The organism is Vibrio sp. 1402 (assembly GCF_033340275.1).
Window position 1 is genome coordinate 1 of the sequence record NZ_JAWOWE010000487.1, and the last position, 584, is coordinate 584.

The following is a 584-nucleotide window of genomic DNA, read 5'->3' on the forward strand; positions in this document are numbered from 1 at the left end:
CGTGTCGTGAAACAGCCAAAAAATTCCTATCGTTAACAAGTAAGCAAAATAGCTGCTGAACACTAAACTCATGGCGACAAAACGCGTGCGATTGATGATGAGGATTCGCACTAAATATTGGCTGAGTAAACTCGCGCAGTGCATCGCCAATTGCCAGTTAATGATAAAAAAAGCCAGAGAAACAAATCCAGCTACCAGCATGGCGTCGTGCGTACTAACAATAAAGTAGCTGCCGAAACGGCTCATCATAACAGGATAATTGCCTTCGTAGACGATGGACCAAGAGATCGCATTCGCCACTGCAATATAATTGGCAAAATAGGCAATAGCATAGAAAGTCGTGCGGGAACTAAAAGGTTGAAATACGTCCGCACAATAGCCGCGCCATTCTTCTTGATTAGCGGTGGGGCCAACCCAATTGCGTTTGTGGTCTGGGAGTCGCTCGGCAAATGCAGGGCCATTTCGAAACAGTAGCCAGAAAATATACAGCGCCAATGCAATCAACAGTATCGTCAACATCCTGCCCCCTAGAAATGTCTGTGCCACTGCCGTTGCTATTGAGGTCGTAAACTGCACTTCCCTAA

At 46.2% G+C, this 584-nt stretch carries 1 protein-coding gene; it reads right to left on the reverse strand.

Translation table 11 applies throughout. The features are described from left to right. On the reverse strand, positions 1-519 hold a 519-nt coding region (locus R7044_RS26825), incomplete at its 3' end, for a hypothetical protein (protein WP_225456185.1). Positions 520-584: the final 65 nt, after the last annotated feature.